15 protein-coding genes and 3 pseudogenes are annotated in these 19661 nt (G+C 45.7%); 7 read left to right on the plus strand and 11 right to left on the minus strand.

All coding sequences use genetic code 11. From position 1 onward, the window contains the following. Positions 1–184, plus strand: a pseudogene (locus JGK36_RS26040) (RNA-guided endonuclease TnpB family protein); the annotation flags it as partial. Between the two features lie 463 nt (positions 185–647). On the opposite strand, the gene JGK36_RS26045 reads toward JGK36_RS26040, so the two are convergent. Both JGK36_RS26045 and nfi read right to left on the minus strand, forming a co-directional pair. After that, positions 648–878 (minus strand): KGG domain-containing protein, encoded by a 231-nt coding sequence (locus JGK36_RS26045; protein WP_293149797.1) that lies wholly within the window; start codon positions 876–878, stop codon positions 648–650. 835 nt (positions 879–1713) lie between these two features. Then, positions 1714–2367 carry a deoxyribonuclease V gene (gene nfi, locus JGK36_RS26050; RefSeq protein WP_293186801.1) on the minus strand — a complete coding sequence of 218 codons (654 nt, stop codon included), beginning with the start codon at positions 2365–2367 and terminating at the stop codon, positions 1714–1716. A 278-nt stretch (positions 2368–2645) separates the two neighbouring features. On the opposite strand from nfi, the pseudogene JGK36_RS26055 reads away from it, so the two are divergent. The 5 genes and pseudogenes from JGK36_RS26055 to JGK36_RS26075 form a co-directional block, all read left to right on the plus strand. Beyond that, positions 2646–2840: pseudogene (locus JGK36_RS26055) on the plus strand (hypothetical protein); the annotation flags it as partial. Positions 2841–3066: 226 nt separating this feature from the next. Further along, a pseudogene (locus JGK36_RS26060) lies at positions 3067–3741 on the plus strand (RNA-guided endonuclease InsQ/TnpB family protein); the annotation flags it as partial. Between the two features lie 583 nt (positions 3742–4324). Further along, positions 4325–7333, plus strand: coding sequence for a bifunctional diguanylate cyclase/phosphodiesterase (locus tag JGK36_RS26065; protein ID WP_293186800.1), 3009 nt, complete (start codon positions 4325–4327; stop codon positions 7331–7333). 232 nt (positions 7334–7565) lie between these two features. Then, positions 7566–8444, plus strand: coding sequence for a Uma2 family endonuclease (locus JGK36_RS26070; RefSeq protein WP_293186799.1), 879 nt, complete (start codon positions 7566–7568; stop codon positions 8442–8444). Between the two features lie 40 nt (positions 8445–8484). Beyond that, on the plus strand, positions 8485–9252 hold the full coding sequence (locus tag JGK36_RS26075) for a Uma2 family endonuclease (protein ID WP_293186798.1): 768 nt from the start codon (positions 8485–8487) through the stop codon (positions 9250–9252). Positions 9253–9287: 35 nt separating this feature from the next. On the opposite strand, the gene JGK36_RS26080 is transcribed toward JGK36_RS26075, so the two are convergent. From JGK36_RS26080 to JGK36_RS26090, 3 genes are read right to left on the minus strand one after another with little or no spacing between them, the layout of a single operon-like run. Then, on the minus strand, positions 9288–10754 hold the full coding sequence (locus tag JGK36_RS26080; RefSeq protein ID WP_293198466.1) for a DUF1802 family protein: 1467 nt from the start codon (positions 10752–10754) through the stop codon (positions 9288–9290). A gap of 2 nt (positions 10755–10756) precedes the next feature. After that, positions 10757–12736, minus strand: a complete 1980-nt coding sequence (locus tag JGK36_RS26085) for an ATP-binding protein (RefSeq protein ID WP_293198468.1) — start codon at positions 12734–12736, stop codon at positions 10757–10759. A 47-nt stretch (positions 12737–12783) separates the two neighbouring features. Further along, the gene (locus tag JGK36_RS26090) at positions 12784–13506 is read right to left on the minus strand and encodes a hypothetical protein (protein WP_293198470.1); all 723 of its coding nucleotides are present in this window, start codon (positions 13504–13506) and stop codon (positions 12784–12786) included. A 567-nt stretch (positions 13507–14073) separates the two neighbouring features. On the opposite strand from JGK36_RS26090, the gene JGK36_RS26095 reads away from it, so the two are divergent. Beyond that, positions 14074–14553 (plus strand): rhodanese-like domain-containing protein, encoded by a 480-nt coding sequence (locus JGK36_RS26095; RefSeq protein WP_293198472.1) that lies wholly within the window; start codon positions 14074–14076, stop codon positions 14551–14553. Between the two features lie 291 nt (positions 14554–14844). Here JGK36_RS26095 and JGK36_RS26100 read toward each other — a convergent pair whose 3' ends face one another. The 6 genes from JGK36_RS26100 to JGK36_RS26125 all read right to left on the minus strand — a co-directional run bounded on the left by JGK36_RS26100 (position 14845) and on the right by JGK36_RS26125 (position 19439). After that, the gene (locus tag JGK36_RS26100) at positions 14845–15312 is read right to left on the minus strand and encodes an NUDIX domain-containing protein (RefSeq protein ID WP_293186792.1); all 468 of its coding nucleotides are present in this window, start codon (positions 15310–15312) and stop codon (positions 14845–14847) included. 109 nt (positions 15313–15421) lie between these two features. Continuing rightward, the gene (locus JGK36_RS26105; protein ID WP_293186791.1) at positions 15422–16159 is read right to left on the minus strand and encodes a peptidase; all 738 of its coding nucleotides are present in this window, start codon (positions 16157–16159) and stop codon (positions 15422–15424) included. Positions 16160–16270: 111 nt separating this feature from the next. Then, positions 16271–16510 carry a preprotein translocase subunit SecG gene (gene secG / locus JGK36_RS26110; protein ID WP_293155559.1) on the minus strand — a complete coding sequence of 80 codons (240 nt, stop codon included), beginning with the start codon at positions 16508–16510 and terminating at the stop codon, positions 16271–16273. A 243-nt stretch (positions 16511–16753) separates the two neighbouring features. Next, positions 16754–18355 (minus strand): 2,3-bisphosphoglycerate-independent phosphoglycerate mutase, encoded by a 1602-nt coding sequence (gpmI, locus tag JGK36_RS26115; RefSeq protein ID WP_293198475.1) that lies wholly within the window; start codon positions 18353–18355, stop codon positions 16754–16756. A gap of 9 nt (positions 18356–18364) precedes the next feature. Next, positions 18365–18553: a hypothetical protein gene (locus tag JGK36_RS26120; protein ID WP_293186789.1), complete on the minus strand. Its 189-nt coding sequence runs from the start codon at positions 18551–18553 to the stop codon at positions 18365–18367. A gap of 220 nt (positions 18554–18773) precedes the next feature. Further along, on the minus strand, positions 18774–19439 hold the full coding sequence (locus JGK36_RS26125; RefSeq protein WP_293198505.1) for a retropepsin-like aspartic protease: 666 nt from the start codon (positions 19437–19439) through the stop codon (positions 18774–18776). Between the last annotated feature and the right edge of the window lie 222 nt (positions 19440–19661).

Genomic DNA, 19661 nt, shown 5'->3' on the forward strand with positions numbered 1-19661 from the left:
ACGAGGTTTATACCGTTCTGCTCAGAAATCAATTCTGAATGCAGATGTTAACGGTGCGGCAAACATCATTAGGAAATCAAAAGTAGCCATAGACTCAATTATTGAGCGAGTGGGTAGCGGGTTACTGACTAACCCTTTAAGAATTAAACTTTGGGCGGATTCATCCTCCAAAGTTTGTCCTTAAGAATCCCCGCGTCTTCAGACCGGGGAGTGTCAAAGTTTCCTGAAATATATCAAAATCTTACTTAATTTATATCCAGACTGCGGGCGGTTTCCGGGCTCGCGTGCTTGGGCCAAGAAACCAGGTTTGTGGGAGTTTTGGGTTTGGTAACGAGAAATCTACAAAGAAACCGGGTTTCTAAGAGTTTTGGGTTTGGGAACGAGAAATCTGCAAAAAAACGGGGTTTCTGAGGTCAAAAAGTGCGATCGCCAGCTATATGAGTTAACCAAATAATTCGTCTCACAAACAAAAAAGCCCCGATTTCGGGGCTTTTTGCGATCGGATTGGCTTTTATTGAGAGACAGACTGGTGTTTGCTTGCCTTGTCTAGCCCGCAAACTTGTTGACGCTCAAGATAGCTTCATAACTTCTTAAGAATCGCACAGTGACGATATTTCAGTCACTGTGTTAAATAGTCACAGACTCACTTAAGCTTCGCTTTTGCGGCTTTTCCGGCCGCCTTCGCGACCAATTTGAGCCATGTGTTCCCGATTTCTGCTGACAGCTTCGCCACCTTTTTGACCGGCTTCTCTGGCTTCTTCCGAAGTAAATTCGTGTGCAGTTCCTTTCGCGTGTGCAGCTTTTCCGCCTTTGCTAGCAATTGCACGCTGTTTTTCTGCGTCCATAGATGCGAATCCACGTTTGCTTTTCTCAGCCATGACTGTCTCCTTGTTTTTTTTGCTGATTTTTTCGATCGATCCCGCCTCACCTCCCACCGTAGTTGGGACTCCCAGCTAGCGGTGAGAGGTTAGACGGTAAATTATGAAACATCATCTGACGAATGTAAACTTTGAGTTTAAGTCGCAGGATGACTGTTTCATAATTTACAAATGTGAACTAAACATAGTTCACGCCCGGGTAGTTTAGTTCAAGCCGCCAATGTTTAAGCTGATTACTGTCTTTCAATCATTCTACAAATCCCCCAACTTTTATACCTCTTTCTCAGGTATAGTCATAAAAAAAACTCGGTAAGTAAGTGGGAAACGAGCGTGACTTTAGTCCTGAGAGGGAAACGGCTCGGCGATTTCAATCGCCTTGAATCCCCTTTCGGGGTTAGGGGGGGTATGGTTGCCACCCCTGGGGAGATATGGTTGTCTCCGAATCCCCATTTCTGGAGTAATGTTCGCCTCGACCTGGTTATAAAGGCTTGTTAGACCTGCAACACTGTAAAGCGTGACTTTAAAACTGTTTAATTGCAGATGACAGAGCCCAAAACTGGCGGATCATTTTCCGGTGTCGTGACCTGAATAACGTCTCCTCGCGATCGAGGGGTCTGGTCAGAACAGCTTGTAATTTCTTACAAGCGAGCGTGGCGTTGATTCCCTGAGTTCCTGACTCTTTAGTTCGCTGGAAGGATGGAACCGAAAGCTGATTGGCGATACACTCAGAACATTTTTCGACTTAAGGGCCACACTTCAAAAATTCAAAGTCCAAAGAGGGATGCTTTTTTGTCTTTTGACTTTTTATTTTTTTGATGCCTTCCGGGCCTGCCAGTTATCCCGATGTTAGTTGGTCTGCCGATCGAGTTGTTTCTGGCAAGCGATACCTCGGGGCGCAGTGCAGGACGTACTCGATCGCACTTATCAAGTTTACCTTATGACCGATCGATACATAAATCGGTTTTATCCCTGTTTGCGTCCTTAACGCTGCGCCTACCGTTGATCCCTCGTGCAGCAAAGGCTGCCAACAGCCCCGCTCGAACCCTACTTCTGAATGTTCTCCGATAAATCTAGTTTTGGCAACTCCGATCGTCGCAATTCCTGTCAAAACTCCCAAATGGCACGCCAGACCGAACCTGCGGGGGTGAGCTAGTCCTTGACCGTCGCATAATATCAAGTCTGGTCTCAAACTGATATTTTGTAAAGCGTCGAGGACTGCCGGCACTTCTCGAAAAGACAGGAAACCGGGAACGTAAGGAAAAGCTGTAGGACTGCGAACCACAGACTGCTGCTGTAATTGCAAGTCTGGAAAGCTCAAAACTGTTACAGCGGCCCGCGATACGCCTTCTGCACTGTCGTAGCCGACATCTACGCCTGCGACGTACCGAACTGGCGACCGTAGATTTTCGGTAATTACCTCTGACCGGAGAACATCTTGAATGACGATCGCCTCTTCAATTGTCTTCGGCCAAGGGTGTTGCTGCAACATTAGATATCTTTTTTCAACCGTTCTCATCTAACCTTAGCTTATTTTCTGCCATTTTCAAATTCTAATTTTTAACATTTGTCGCTATAAATTCAAAACTTGCCCAAGGAGTCTTTTTTTATACTCGCTTTGGGTTGGGTAAGTCCCACCAATGCCCCTTCTCTAGCAGATTTTGAAGGAGGAAGGAAGAGTTGACTGTTGACTGTTGACTGTTGACTGTTGACTGTTGACTGTTGACAGAAGTCCGATGGAAGTCGGAGGAAGGACGAAAAGCAGTTCAGTATGATAGAGATATTAATGCTGCAATAAATATTAGAAATGAAGGTTTGCGAATTCTGGCGTTAGGAACTAGCGCGAATGCCCTTGGAGGGGATGTAAGACGAAAATCTTCAGGACGTAAAAAATCTATGAAAGTTGAGGCAATCCCCATTGAATTGGGAAGCCTACACGCTTACCGCCAGGAAGCGTGTAGGTAGTTCACAGTTAAAAAAGCAACCCAAGATGCTCAAGCCCAAATTAACCGGGCTCTCATAGCAAGCAGAAGCTCAACGGTTGCAGCGACAAACTTTAACTATAGCCTTTCTCAAAAAGATGAGGTATAATTGACAGCTTATATAACCACCCAGACGTATAGGGCCTTCTTCCCAACAACGTCCGCGAATATGAGAGCTAGATCCGCTATACCTCGCCGGGAAGTCCCCCGCTATATACAGTAATCCTAAGCACTTAGCCAAGCATGAAAAAAATCTCAAACGCAAGCAAGCAACAAAAGCTAGCAAAAAAACAGAAAGGAAGTAAATCAAGAAACAAAGCTAAAAAGATTAGACCTCTTGCAAAAATAGTTAGGACGGGCTAGAAGCCCATCCCACAAAAATCTTTTTTCTTGTGGGATGGGCTTCTAGCCCGTCCCAAAATTTGGCGGGTAGCTAAATCCCGTCAAGTTTTTTTGCATAAGTTATCAAGAAAACTCGTCAACGAAAACCAAGTTGTCGTAGTAGAAAATCTTAATGTCAAAGGCATGGTACGCAACCACAATTTAGCTAAAGCAATATCTGATGCTGGATGGGGAACTTTTACTAATTTCTTAGCTTACAAGCTAGAGAAAAAAGGTGGGAAGTTAGTAGGAATTGACCGATGGTTCCCCAGTTCTAAACTTTGCTCTAGCTGTTATTACCAAATTGATAAGTTGCCACTTGATATTAGAGAGTGGACTTGTCCCAATTGCGGCACTCGTCACAATCGCGATGGTAATGCAGCAACAAATATTAGAGCAGAAGGTATCAGAATGCTACAAACGGATGGAACAGCCGTTTCTGAAGAGCGGAGGGGAAGTAAGACCAACGAAAGGACGTAAGTCAGTTCGCTCGGCATTCCCCCGCGATGTTAGAAGCCTGCACTATAATCGCTTCGATAAGCGTGCGGGTATTTCAACTCCCGAAATTTTGCACTACTCAAGCGATCGAAAAATGGAACGGTCAGTTTCCGACAGTAATGGGGAGCAACGAGGCTCTACCCTTGATTAATATTACCAGAAAGAATTGGTTGAAAGCCTCTCCCTGCTCGGGAGAAATTAAAATCAAACTATTCATTACTCCAATCCTCTTCCTTCTAGGTAGAGGTCGCTCTCAAACTGTCAACTGTCAACTGTCAACTGTCAACTGTTGAAGCCTGGTCAATCTGCGACTCCTGGTAAATAAGTTGCTGCACATCCTGATTGACGGAGTGCGGGGAGAGGGGGAGAGGGGGAGAGGGTGAGAGGAATTGAGGGTTTTTCACTCTTGGCACTGAAGATGCGCTTTTTGTAAATGCCGACACAGCAAGCGCAGAAAATACAACTAGCAACTAACCTGAAATCCCGCTTAGTTAAAGGCAAAGATGCAATCTACGTTCGTGAGTCCTGAAAAACGTTAAAGTAAGAAGCAACTCGGAAATTGCAAAGGTTGGCTTGAAAGTTTGGCTGATGGGAAATCGGGATAACCAGTCAATTTATAATTTAGATGAAGTGGGGGACGTAGCCGATCGCGATACGGCTTCTGAAGCACTGTGGCTGCGCGATCGAGCTTTGGCTGCTACTACCAGCGGTATTATTATTGCTGACGCCAAGGCACCCGACTGTCCCATAATTTATTGCAATCCAGCATTTGAAAGGATCACAGGCTACTGCGCCGGTGAAGTCTTGGGGCGCAACTGCCGATTTTTGCAAGGCCCGGATACCGATCGCACTACAGTAGCTAAAATCCGCGAAGCCTTGCGCGAAGGCATAGCATTGCAGGTGACAATCAAAAATTATCGCAAAGACGGCACTCCTTTTTGGAACAAATTGTCGCTATCTCCCGTGCGAGACGACAGCGGTAATTTGACTCACTTCGTCGGAACTCAGTCCGACTTATCGGAACGCATCGAAGTGCAGGAAGCTTTGCAGCAAGCAAACGACCAACTGCAAACGATTTTGGAAGCAGTTCCGGGCATAGTATCTTGGATTAGCTCGGATTTGCGCTATTTGGGCGTCAACCACCACTTAGCTAAACTGCACGGTTTGTCGCCGTCGGCCTTTGTCGGTCAAGATATCGGTTTTCTGGGCGCTAGCTTGGATTTTTACTCTTTTGTGGTGGATTTTTTTGCCTGCGAGGCTACGGAAGCGGTTAAAGAACTCAGCGCTAAGGTGAAAACGGAGGGCGGACAGTCGGCGGGATATTATTTGATTGTGGCTCAAAAGTACGATCGGGGGAATGCAGCTTGTCTGGTAGGGATTGATATTACCGAGCGCAAGCGGGCAGAAGAAGCTCTGGTGCTGACTCGCAAGGCGGTGGAAAGTTCGAGCGACGCGATCGGCATCAGCGATGCCAACGGCACTCACATCTATCAAAATCAAGCGTTTTCTCAGCTATTTGAATGGGAAACGGCAGAGGAATTTAAACTCGCAGGAGGTATACCGGCAGTTTTTGCTGACCCCGCAGTCGCCTGCGAGGTTCTCGATACGATCGCCAGAGGTTATTCTTGGTCTGGTGAAATTACCAACCGCACAAAAAGCGACAAAATTTTGCAAGTGCTGCTGCGGGCCGATGCGATTAAAGACCCCACGGGGAAAATTGTCGGTCTGATTTACATGAATACCGACATTACCGATCGCAAGCGCACGGAACAAGAACTGCGACAAAGCGAAAAGCGTTTTCGATCGCTAATTGAAAATGCCAGAGACATTATTGTAATTCTCGACGACAAAGGCTTTTGCCGCTATGTCTCTCCTTCCGCCGAGCGGATTTTGGGCTACCCGACGGCGGAAGTCCTCGGCCGGTCTGTCTTTGACTTGATTCACCCCGATGAATTGCCAATGGTGGATCAAGTGTTCAAAGGTGTCATCCAAATGCCGAGAGTTGGGCTGGGATTGGCGGAATACCGGGTGCGACACAAGCAGGGTTTCTGGTGCGTGTTGGAAGCGGTGGCGACGAATTTGCTCTCGGAACCTTCGGTGCGGGGAATTGTCGTCAACTGTCACGATGTAACTGAACGCAAGGCGGCTGAAGACCAATTGTTGCACGATGCTTTGCACGACGCGCTGACGGAGTTGCCCAACCGCGCTTTGTTGACTGACAGGTTGGGCCAAGCTTTTGCACGCGTCAAACGGCATCCGAACTATCAATTTGCGGTGCTATTTCTCGATTTGGACAGGTTTAAGGTGATTAATGACAGCCAGGGACACCGCACGGGCGATCGGCTGTTGGTGGCTGTGGGCCGCCGTCTGTTGACTTGTTTGCGCCCAGGAGATACGGTGGCACGTCTGGGGGGAGATGAGTTTGTGATTTTGCTGGAGGAAATTCAAGGTGTGGATGAAGCGATCGCCCAAGCAAAGGGAATTCTGAAGGCGATCGAACGACCGCTATATTTAGAAGGTCATAAAGTTTTAATTACTGCTAGCATCGGGATTGCTATGAGTACCGACAAATATCAGTGGCCTGGAGATATTTTGCGCGATGCTGATATTGCGATGTACCGGGCAAAAGCTCTCGGTAAAGCTCGTTACGAAGTGTTTACGAGTGCAATGCACACTCGGGCTGTGGCTTTGATGCACTTAGAAAACGATTTGCGGCAGTCGATTGAAGAACTGAATTTGACATATTCGATTGTGGATTTCCCAGGTGGGGCGGCGGGGGAAAACTCGCCTGTATGTGAAATCGACTGGAAGTTGGAGCGCACGAAATCACAATTGGCTCCTCTTAAATTGGAATGTCCTTTTACTGTTTATTATCAGCCGATAGTTTGTTTGAAAAGCGGATCGGCGATCGGATTTGAGGCGCTGGTGCGCTGGCTGCACCCGGAACGCGGTTTAGTTTCCCCGATGGAATTTATTGCGATGGCGGAGGAAACTGGGTTAATTATGCCTTTGGGTTTGTGGGTTTTGAACGAAAGCTGCCGCCAAATTATTGAGTGGCAGAGTTTGAATTTGCCTGTGGGAAATTCCCGGCTGACAGTAGCAGTGAATCTTTCGGGGAGGCAGTTTTCGGAACCGGAGTCGATCGAGCAAATCAAGCAAGTGTTGCAGGAAACGGGTGTTGATGCTCGCTGTTTGAAGTTGGAGATTACTGAGACTGTGGTGATGGAAGATGGGGAAGCGGCGGCGGCGATGCTTTCGCAGTTAAGGGAGTTGGGGATTGGGCTGTGCATTGATGATTTTGGTACTGGTTATTCGTCTCTGAGTTATTTGCACAAATTCCCGATTAATATTTTGAAGGTCGATCGCTCTTTTGTCAGTCGCATCGGAGCAGCGGGCGAGAATTTGGAAATCGTGCGGGCGATCGTCATGCTGGCGCGCAGTTTGGGGATGGAGGTAGTCGCAGAAGGTGTCGAAACCGCCGTGCAATTGGCTCAACTGCGGGCGATCGGCTGCGAGTACGGTCAGGGGTACTTTTTCTCTAAACCTCTCAACAGTGAGGCTGCTACGGCCTTATTGAGGCGATCGCCCAAATGGTAATCCGATCTACAATAGTTAGTAGGGTGCGTCAGTCTGCAAACGCTCGATCGTCGCCCTATAACTTCACGCCTGAAAATTGGATCTGAAGCCTCCCCGTGTAGGGGGAAATCAAACAAAATGATTCATTGCTCCAATCCTCTTCTATCGATGGAAGAGGTAGCTGTCAACTGTCAACTGTCAACTGTCAACTGATGAACTGACGCACCCTACAAACTTACTCATACCAAAACCTATGTCTCAATCAATCGCCCCAGTTTTAGAAGAAAAAGAAGTTGATAATTCTCCAACTTTAACCTTTGAAGAATACAGAGTTTATCAAGGAGATCCTGATGTACAATACGAACTGTACAAAGGCAAACTAATACCAATGGCAACGGCGAGCGCATTACATACAAGCATCTGCGAATATTTGGTTTACAAGTTGCAGCGTTATCTCGCTGAACACAATCTCGATTTAGTAGTAAAAACTTCTGTAGGAGTGAGAACAGAAAATGCTACATCTTGCATTCCCGATGTACTTGTCTGCACTCAAAGTTTGTGGGAACAAATACTTGCCCAGCCTGGTTCAGGCATCCTTGACTTAGGAGAAACACCGCTATTAGTAGTAGAGGTAGTGAGTGAAAATCGACGGGCAGATTACATGATTAAACGAGCACAGTATGAATTAGCGAATGTGCCAGAATATTGCATTGTTGACCCTAAATGTGGGAAGCAAAAAATCAGAATCTTAGCATTTATTGAAGGTGAAGATGGTTACACGCATACAGATTTCTTTCCGGGTGAGGAAATTATATCTGTAGTATTTCCAGATTTGGTTTTATCAGTGGATGAAATACTGAATCCACCATTGGTGGAGGAGTTAGTGAAGGCAGAACGAGTTCGATTACAGGAATCACAGCAACAAGCTGTAATGGAACGTCAACGCGCTGATGAGGAGCGTCAACGCGCTGATGAGCAGCGTCAACGCGCTGATGAGGAGCGTCAACGCGCTGATGAGGAGCGTCAACTCGCCCAGCAGCAGAGTCAACGCGCTCAAGAGGAATGTCAACGTGCTGACAAATTGTCAGCGAGGTTGCGGGAATTGGGAGTAGATCCTGATACTGTCATTTAAATTTAATTTAATCATAAATACTCGCTGAGGTCACAAAGATATGTCTCAATCAATCACGCCAGTTTTGACAGACCAACAAGTTGATGATTCACCCACATTAACCTTTGAAGAATACCGATTTTATAAAGTCGATGACGAGGTAAAACATGAACTGCACAGAGGTGAATTAATACCAATAGCAATGCCTACAATTCTACACATAAATATTTGTGAGTATTTGGTTTATAAATTGCAGCGTCACCTAGCTGAAAACAATCTTGATTTAGTAGTCAAAAGAAATTTGGGAGTCAGAACCGAAGAAAGTTCATCCCGCATCCCTGATATAGTTGTTTGCACTCAAAGTCTTTTAGAACAAGTTGCTGCTCGACCCGGAGGGGCCGTCCTTGACTTTGATGAAACGCCTTTATTATTAATAGAAGTCGTTGGCAAAGATCGACGCGCAGATTATATACTTAAACGAGGAGAGTACGAACAAGCTAACGTGCCGGAATATTGCATAGTTGATCCGACAGAAAACAGACAGCGGGTGCGAGTTATAGCAGTTCCCGAAGGTGATGAGGTTTATTCACAGGTAGATTACTTGCCGGGTGAGGACATAGTATCTGTAGTATTTCCTAATTTGAGATTATCAGTGGATGAAATACTGTCTCCGCCATTGGTGGAAAGGTTAATTAAAGAAGAACAAAGGCGGTTGCAGGAACTTAAACAAGCTGCAATGGAACGTCTAGATTTTCAAGAGGAACGTCAGCGCGTTGAAAAATTGGCGGCTAAGTTGCGGGAGTTGGGAGTAGATCCTGATACTGTTTAAAGAGTTGAAATAGTGGCAATAGCCTCAATTCTACCTCAATCATCTAATAACAAATCACGCAGGAAATAAAAGCGATCGCGCCCCAAACTATCTCCTTTAATTCGCCCTGCATAACCTGTCAGCGGAGAAGAAAGTTCTACTAAAATTTCGTGCAACTCTTCACGGGACAACTGCTTGGGTGGGTTAGACATTGAAAATGCACCGCTCAAAGAATCAACGCTGGCTCTTTTAGAACCTGTAGTTTCTAAATACTTTTTCAGAATAGAAAGAACGTGCGATCGCACTTTAAGCTTTTCTCGCACACCGTCAATATACCGATTAACCTTAGCATCGGCTTCCTGACCAAATGGCTGTTGTTCTAAACAAGGTTTTAACTGTAATAGATCGATCGAACCTGGTTGCTTAGCTTTGAGTTCAACTAATCTTTGCAATGTTTCCGGGCGAATGACATTCATGTGGTTTCCGATAGCAGTTTTGTTAGCGTGTCTGTTTAACTGACCAGCGGCCATAATTATCTTAATACAGCAGTTGTATTGTTCCTGAAGATGCTTGTGTCCTAACTTGATAAGTTGCGCGGGCGTTCCATCAGCTACAGTTTCACTTTTGGTGGCTTTGCATTCTCCCACTACCTGATAGGGAGTTTCACAGTAGAAATCTAATCCGCCAGCGCCCCCGGTTGATTCGGGATCGAGACTGGCTTCTGGTTTGTGGTTAGAATTTCCGAAACCTAGCTTGATAAAACCTTTGCGGACTAATTTTTCAAAGCCATTACCGTCGCTAGAGTTGCCGATTTGTGCGATCGTTTTAATCCAATCTAAATCTGGATCGGGTTTTGTTGTTGGTAAATTTTCCGACCAACCTAGAAATATTTTGATTTCTTCATCTAGTTGTTTGGCTTTTGGGTTGGTGGTGGATAAATGCACTAATGCACTTTGCAACTCTTCCAATTCTGGATGTTCAGGAAGCTCTAGTTTTTCCAGCTTTTGACGGCGTTTGGCAAACATAGACTCGCTCAACACAGGCGTTGAATCAGTAACATTTAGGGATTTTGGCAAAGATACAAAATTGCCACTAGATTGCACTGGCATTTCCAGCGGCTGAGGTAGCAGATAAACCCGCAGGTAAGCTACAAAAATAAAAGGACGCTGCTGGAGAATTTGCTGTAAAGCCTCTGTTTTCCAGACTGTTAACTGCGACAAAGCCTCTAATGATTCAGGCTCATTCACCATTTGGCACAGTTCGCACTTAGCCCAAGCTTTGATCGAAACTCGATCAGAATTTAACTGAGCAAGTGCCTTTTGAGCAATGGGCAAAAAGTGCGATCGATAATATCGATCGCCCGATAGTAAATCAACCGAAAGATTAGCTGGATACAAAGCAAATGTCCGCCCCGGATTCAGAAACATCCGAGGCATAGCTGCAATCATTCGTCCTTGGATTAAAGCTTCAATATCTGGATTTGGTAAAGCCAGAGCTGTTTGAAGCAAAATTGATTTGCTCATGGTTAACTAAATAGGTCACTTAGATCCCCATCATCTGTATCATCACTACTGGGAGGGTTGAAAATGTCTTCTAAAAGTAGGCTTTCATCTTCATCGTCAACGACAGGCATTTCACCGGAAGGATCGCTCAAAATTTCCCGCAATAAAAGATTCTCAAAAGTGAGCTGTTTCTGAGATATGAAATCCCAAACTTGGTCTTCTGTTAAATTGTAATCTCGGCATTTTTTACAAACAGCACGGACAGCGAGTAATGGTTTGATTTGATCTTCAATCAAATACACCACCTCACCGCCTTTTTCAAATGAGACGAGTTCTTCTAGTAGCTTGTAGGCTTTAGAATTCTTCTTGATCGTCTCTATTTTTGATTGGGAACGCACTAAACAACCGCGCGTCAAATCAAAGGTTTGATAATCAATTAAGCGCTTTAATCCAGCAACTAATTCAGATTGAGAAGATTGGAGAATCGCAACACCAATCTTGATAGCTCTTCCGTTTTCAGTACCAATTATCTTGAATTTTATCCACTCCGCATTTTTTGCTTTGGGTTTAATCTCTGCGGTAATTTCATCAACTGTTACCTTGTCAATCGTCTGACCTTTCAATGTTTCAAAGCCAAAGTAAATAGCCTTAGCAATTGTGGAATTATCCTCCATATACTCTCGGATGTCTGCCTCAAGTTCCTTGGTTAAAGCCAACTCAAACCTCTCAACTGGATCTTCTGGAAGTTCAGGTACTGGAGGTATAAAAACTTGAAAATTCTCGGCACACCATGTCAAAGCTTCCCGTACCGTTGGCTTACCTCTGCCATATTCTCTCAGTTGACTTTCTTCAAATGGGTAGACCGGATGATGAGGGTTTAAATTCCTGATTTGATAAAAATCTTGTAACCACAATTGGACTAAATCGACTAAAGAATCGCCGTTCAAATATTTTAAATCGATTGGTTTCCGCTGCGTGTATGTTGAAAGTCGATCGGGTATGCCACCAGACATTACGTTAACAGTATCTGTCCACGTATACGGCATCATTACTGTGATAACAACCAAACCTTGACCGAGTTCTGAGTGTTCGAGAGTATCGTACAAACGCTTAACTAGATCGGCAATTACCTGGGGTGTTGTCAAGCCATCATCTCTACAACTTGTATTTACATCTATTTCATCAAAACAAATGATTACAGGACTGTAGTAACTCACCAAATTCAAAATTTGCTGGATGTTATTCAGAGATTCGGCTTCTCTGTCCTGATTAGTCTTCCCAGAATTAGCGGGCAATCCTAGTTCCTCAGCTTTAGATTTATCTAACTCTTCACCTGATAACCATTTGATAGCAAAAGGTGTTTCAGCTTCTGATAACGTCCACAAAACAGCTCGAACAATATAAGGGTCTGCCTTTGATTTTGTTTTGAGAACTTGCTTAGTGAGGGTGTTCATTAAATTTTTATTTTTTGTAGCCCAGCTAGCACACACTCTGTCAAATCGATCGAGAAGTTCTTGAGGAGAAAGATTCGGTGTAGCAGAATTGATAGCTTTGAAACCTTCGTTTGCCATTGCTGAGGCTATTTCCTGCCATTGCATGACACCTTGACTGCCTGTATGGCTCAAACTGTTAGCTAAAGTTTGCTGAAATTGGTATTTTATCAAGTTTAAGTCGGTGTAATTATTAACACTGGCATAAACGAACAAAGCACCTCCATTAGTTTCTAGTCTGTGGCGAGTGCGGCTCAAAATGTGGCTTTTCCCCACTCCTTGTTGAGCTGTCAATACCAGTGAAGTCACTTTTTCTTGGCTCGATTGAGTAGTCTGTACTTTTTCAACCGCCTGAAAAATGGCATCGGAAGCGTGAGCATTTAGAGTCGGAATATCGGGGAAGCCTTTTCCCCAAATATCTTGTTCTTTGACAATTCCAGCTTTGCTAAAGGGATTGTGATTTTGGATGGCAGCATTGAGAGCTTCTATCGGAGAAACTGATATATTGTTCATGGCGATCGGGTGTGAGGTAACGAACTACAAAAAGATTGAGGGCAATTTTATGAATTCAAACGCTTGGCGTAGTAACGCAATGCACCACCAGGAATGGTAATTGAGTCTTCACGTTTATCTGGGGTGATGTCTTGCGTTTCTCCTGCCATTAGCTGGAAAATATCATTAGCCTGCATTTCCAACAGCCACTCGTTGAACTCCGATCGCCCAACTCTTTCCCCGATCGCCCGTCGCATCCGATAAATCGGCACTAAATCGTCTAAGTTATAATCCCGGTTCAAGCTGTCATACACATCGATCGCCACAGCCTTAAAATCGTCATAGGAGGCGATCGCCCCTGCATCCTTTTTCCCCGTCTCCACAGCAACACTCGCCGCACCATCCTGATGCCGAATCCACTTCAGCAGAGCATTTCCCAGCCGAGTACCGATTTGAGAACCATCAAACTCAAACAGAGAATCCCGACTTTTCAAGCCCTGCGCTAAAACCTCTTTCCCCTTCGCGCTCAACTCCACCCGCGTCACCCGATTTACCAGCGAATACTCGATCGCCCCAGATTCCTGCAACTGGGCGAGCACTTCCAGATACCTCTGACTCGTCTCATTAGTGCGAACAATCCGCTTAGTCAAATCCCCCTTTTTAACCGGAATCTGACCGCCACCCAAATCCCACAAATTCAGCAATACCCGAACTTTCGCCTTCGCATCCCAAACCGCTTGCTCTTCCGGTGTCAAAGTTTTAGACACAGCAATTTCATTTTGCTCAGACATATCCATACCTTTAAATCCCTATTGTTAGTATCAAATCTTACCAGAAATTTTGTTAAAAAACATCTCAACTTCTCAGCAAAATAGCGCGCGAGACCGCGCACAACCCATGCAAACTTCATTTTAAAATAATTGGCATTGACTAAAATCTGAGTATTTGATACAATGACTGATTGGACAATCGATCGCACTTCAAAATATCTACACTCAATAAGAGCGATCGTACATTTCCATCAAAACAATCGGAATCAACCCCACTTACCAGAAAGAATTGGTTTAAAGCCCCAAGCCCGGGAGAAATTAAAATCAGACGATTCATTATTCCAATCCTCGGACTTCCAGGTAGAGCTCGCCCTCCGAAGTCAACTGTCAACTGTCAACTGTCAACTGTCAACTGTCAACTGAAAACTTAGCAACCTCAGCAAATATAGCGCTCCGAACCACAGTCAACCACGAGCAATTCAGATTAACTGCGACTTTAGTTCAATCCCCAATTCAGCCTTTAGAAAGACGAATTCAACCGAAACATCTTGTTACATTGCAATCAAAGCATTGAAGAGAATTTTACCCATGAAAACTATTCCAGACCAAATTGCAGACATCAAAGAAAAACTGCCAGATTTGACTCCCACCCCTCCCAGTTTAAAAGCCCAAGTATCCAGCCACGACCTCAAAGCCCGCTTAGATTGGGGCGAACCCGGACTGACAATCATCGACGCCCGCGATTTTGAAAGCTTCGATAAAAGTCGCATTACCGGCGCCGTACCAATGCCAATGGACGAATTAGTCGATCGAGCAAAAGCCAGCCTAGAACCCGTTCGCGACATCTACATCTACGGCGAAACCGACGAACAAACAGCAGAAGCCGCCAATCTTCTGCGCGCAGCAGGCTTTAGAAAAGTCGCCGAACTAAAAGGCGGAATTCCAGCTTGGAAAGCCATCGACGGCCCCATCGACGGCGCTCTAGAACACGGTAATCCAGGCCCCGCCGCCTACAATGTTTTCGCTCGCCTGCAACATCACGCCAAAGCCCAGAAAATTAACAAATAATCTCACAGAAAACCTAGATACCCGACTTCTTGAAGAAGTCGGGTATCTAACAGAACAATTTGTTTGTAGTAATAACTTCAGTGGGTGCATCTCATTTTGGCGAATATATCCGTAGGGGCGAAGCATGACCGCAGAAAATAGGAGATTATAACTAATAACTTATATGCGGTCATGCTTCGCCCTCTTCAAAAGTGAGATGCACCCACTTCAGTCCTTAGCGAATAAAAGTTTTAAGATAGGACTAAAGTCCTTACTACAAACTTAATTATGGGTAGATAAGGAGATTTGATATTAACTCTTTTTTTTGCCGTCCAAAAAAGCTTTAACTTCCCTCAAGATTTGCCGATTCCCATCAAAAGTAATCTGCTTGACTGCATCCTCAAAAGAACTCCAAGCATGATTCTGAACTTCCTCTACTTGCAACTGAACTTCCATTGAATTTACAAAAGCCAAAAAGTAAGTAACAGTCTTTTCAATTGATTCCCCTTCCTTAGCAGAGGAATAATGTTGCACAGAACTAGGCTTCCCTTCCTTAACAAAGGAATAACTTTCCACAAAACTAGGCTCCTCAACCACTTCACAATCGCGGATGCCAGTTTCCTCCTCAAACTCCCGCTTCGCCGTTTCTAGCGCAGATTCCCCCGGATTCGCGTGACCTTTAGGAAACGCCCAATGTCCGGCTTGATGTTGAATCAACAAAAACAAACTATCAGTTTCAGTCGCAAAAACTGGCACAATGCCAAAAGCTTCATCTTTCATATTTTTTCTCTTTGCTATTAATAACTAATCGGAATCTTCTCTTAGTCCACGCAGGTGGACTTCGTTTGTGTAGACGCGATTTCCAATCGCCGGGAATTTGTGGTTTAAACTATAATTCCCATCCCAACCGAGTTGGCTGTTCGTAAAGCCGCTTCAAAGTATTAACATCCCTCGCAGAAATAGCCGGAGGATTCCGCACCTGAGAAAAATAAAGCACATCAGTTTCCAGCAAACTGTGGCCCCAAATTCCCAAAGCGTGCCCCAACTCATGCCGCGCCGTCGCCGGAACATACTTACCCACTTGATTCGGATTCAAATAAACCGCAAACCGATGAGATAAAACTGTTTTATCCCCATCCCGACGATTGTACAACTCATAGGTGGATTCCCCCGATCGCGATCGCAAAAGCCCTTGACGCAAAGGCGGAGCCTGACGTAAAATTCTAATATCAGCCGCCTCGGAACTATCCACGACTTGCAAAGGCAAATAAACCCCCCATTCCCGCACAACACCCAACACCGCTGCTATCCATTCTTCAGACTTATTCCCATCTACCGGACGCTCCACATACACCTGAATCGGGAACTTCGACCATAGCAAATGACCGACATTTGGCTGTTTAATGCGATCGAAATAATCGCCGCTATTAGTTGCATCTTGCCAATTAGCCAGCGTTGGTGGTAAAGGATGAACCTGTGGAGAGGGCCAAGTATTTGGGAGAGGAGAAAGAGAAAGACTCGCCGCCGGAGCATTAACCTGAGTAAAAATTATGAGACTAAAACAACATAAAGTCAATCCCAAACCAGCCAGCAATCGAGCTTTTATCGAAACTTTCCACAACCGCATTTTTCAGACCGCAGATACACACAAATAAGCGCAGATGAATACAAATTATATCAACTTCATCTGCGTTAATCTGTGTTTATCTGCCTACATCTGCGGTTAAAAATCCTAATCTTACAACTTAGGAGTCAACCAACCAGCACTCAAAATAATAGTCAAACCCATAAACACAATAGACAGACCCCAAGTAATCCGATTGAGAGTTGTTTCCGCACTCTTAGCGCTGGTAAATAATTGAGCTTGTCCGCCAATTCCTCCAATGCCATCGCCTTTAGGACTGTGGAGCAATACAAAAACCACAAGTCCTAAAGCAGACAAAGACCAGATAACTTGTAACACAGAAACAATATTCATAATTTGGGCTAATTGGTAATTAGTAATCGGTAATTCATTATCATATCAAATTTAGTCGATCGCACACAACCGGGCAGTCGAGGCCCGATCCCCTAAATCATCCTTAAAAAGCAGGGGGGTTTTATAGTCAGGAGAGAGATAGGTACGTAGTTGGGCTTTAGCCCTCTTTGTATATATGTCTAAAGAGGGCTGAAGCCCAACTACGTACCTTGCCTAACCCTACCTACCTGTAGCCCAGACTTCCTAAAGCCGCACCCGCACCGGAGTGCGATTAGCCCGAACTTCAAATTCAGCAGCTTGAATCATAGACTTTCCAGTCATCTCCGGGGGCTGAGGCAACCTCAACAGCTCCAAAATCGTCGGCGCCACATCGGCCAAACAGCCGTCCGCCCTGAGAGCAACATTCCCTCCGTGACCTGGAATTTTCAGACCTTCGCCTTCTATTAGAATAAAGGGCACCGGGTTAGTAGTGTGAGCCGTCCAAGGATTCCCGTTCTCGTCGAACATCACCTCAGCATTTCCGTGGTCAGCAATAATAATTGCCGTTCCCCCAGCTTGGGAAATCCCGGTCAACAGCCGCCCCAAACATTTATCCACAGTTTGAACCGCAATTATCGTCGCATCCAGCATCCCCGTATGACCAACCATATCCGGGTTAGCGTAGTTAAGCACCACAAACGAATAAATCCGCTTGGACAAAGCCTCCAGCGCCACATCCGTCACCTCAGCGGCCGACATCTCCGGCGCCTCATCGTAAGTCGCCACCATCGGACTCTGCACCATTTCGCGGTCTTCCCCCTCAAAAGGCTCTTCCAGACCCCCATTAAAAAAATAAGTCACGTGAGCGTACTTTTCAGTTTCCGCTGTCCGCAACTGTCGCAAACCGTGCTTAGAAATCACCTCACCCAGAATATTGTTCAAATTCTGGGGTTCAAAAGCCACCAGTACCGACGACAGTTTGGGGTCGTACTGAGTAAAACTCGCAAAGGTCAGCGGCTCAATTAACTGCCGTTCAAAGCCCTTAAAATCTGGCGCTACAAAAGCCTGAGTCAACTCTCTAGCCCTGTCCGGTCGAAAATTGAAGAAAATCATCCCATCCCCGGATGCCACCGCTCCCGGGGCAATGCGAGTCGGAACTGCAAACTCGTCGGTTACTCCTTCAGCATAGGAGGCCTGCAACACATCAACTGCCGATCGACCATCAGGTGCGCCCTCAACCGTCATTACCTCATAAGCGCGGCTCACCCGATCCCAGCGTTTGTCTCTGTCCATCGCGTAATAGCGGCCGCTGATGGTAGCAATCCGACCCACTCCTACTTGTTTGATATAACCTTCTATCTTGCTGAGAGCTTCTACACCCTCTTTCGGAGTAGTATCGCGGCCGTCTGTAATCGCGTGGATGCAAACTTCAGAAATTCCCTGTGCTTTTGCTAGCTGTAGCAAACCCAAAATGTGACTCAGGTGCGAGTGTACCCCACCCTCGGAACAAAGACCGGTCAGGTGTAACTTGCCGCCCCGACGGCGCACTTCCTCGCAAAGTTTAACCAGCGCCCGGTTGTCGAGCAAAGAACCATCTTCGACAGCATCCGAGATTCGCACTAACTCTTGAGGAACCACGCGGCCGGCGCCGAGATTTAAGTGACCGACTTCCGAGTTGCCCATTTGCCCGTCTGGAAGCCCTACCGCCCGACCTGATGTGTTAATCAGAGTTCTGGGATAAGCTGCCCAGAGACTGTCCATCACGGGTGTTTTCGCTAAGGCGATCGCATTTCCGTCTTTTTCTTCACGATAACCCCAGCCATCTAGAATAATCAGCACTACAGGAGATACAGACGTTTGTGCCATGCCAATACCCTATTTACAATAATTAATTTCTCGATCGTCATTATTGCCGATTTTGCGGAACATCTTCCGCTCATATATTTTGTACAGCGGCCCAACAACACGAACAATAATTCCCCCAGCCACAGCATTTTGGAAACTAATTTCCACCCGATCGGCAAATTGTCTAATTGATTGCCTTGACTTGAACTCTGAATCCACCGTTGGATACTGTTACTCGATAGCGCCAACAGTGGCCGTGCTTTGACAGCCGGATTTTCCCGGATTGTTCAACGGTAAACTGCTCTGGAAACACTCAAAACAATACCACACTTGGTCGTATTTTGCTAGTGGCTCAAAAAATAAATTAAACAGCCTTGACCGGGCTGCGAATAACTTTAACAGTATGCAAATAAAAATTGGTTTCTGAATTGTCTCAGTTTCAGCGGACATAAAACTCTACAACATCTTTTTTGATTTTCACATCGTAATTGCCAAAGAAATCGTGACCGAGGAGACCAATTTCCATTTGTTTGGCGATCGCCACTTCGACATTTTGGATGGCAGCACCCCCAACCCGAATCGATCGCACCAAACCAATGGGGAACTCGACAATGCTACCGTCAGCGATCCCCGCTCTCCCAGTGCCCACTTGCCTCACTCCCAGTGCAGTAGCCATCCGCTGAGTAATTAAAGTGCCGCTCGCCCCGGTATCGACAATCATTTCAAAAGTCTTGTTACCGTTAAATACCACATCAATCACAGGTGTCCCACCCGCGCGGCGCTTGATTTTCGCTTGAAATACCTTTTGATTCCCACCAGAGGCTGGTTGATTGGCTGGCGGTTGGGCACCAGGATTTGGGGTGCCCCTGCGAAACTGAGAATACACATTGCCACTTCTGGCTTCCGAGGCTGCTGTTAAAGTGCGATTCCCTTCGGGATAGCTCCGCCGCGCGTGCTGCTGGGAACTCACAAGTGGCACCAATGCCATCACCTTTGTTTCTGGCTGATGTGAATGAGCATTCACATTGCCGCTTCCCACCGATCCCAGACCTACCAAAATAGCCACAGAAACAATGCCCGATCGCCAAATCCGTTTCAAAATCACTTTTGCCACCATAACCATGCCCTAATTAGTTAAATATGTGCAAGAACCACCACCATTGATATCCTAACCTGCTCTTGAAAACCCAGGGCCCACCTCAATATCAAATCGTCCGGAAAACTTGGCAATTTAAAAGCGATCGCATACCATCAAACCAGGTAAACTGAAAAGCGGCAAATGGCAGCAACTGCAATTGCCATTTGGATCACTTAAAAGTCAGGCGTT

The sequence above is a fragment of the Microcoleus sp. PH2017_35_SFW_U_B genome (assembly GCF_020737865.1).
Classification (GTDB): Bacteria; Cyanobacteriota; Cyanobacteriia; order Cyanobacteriales; family Microcoleaceae; genus Microcoleus.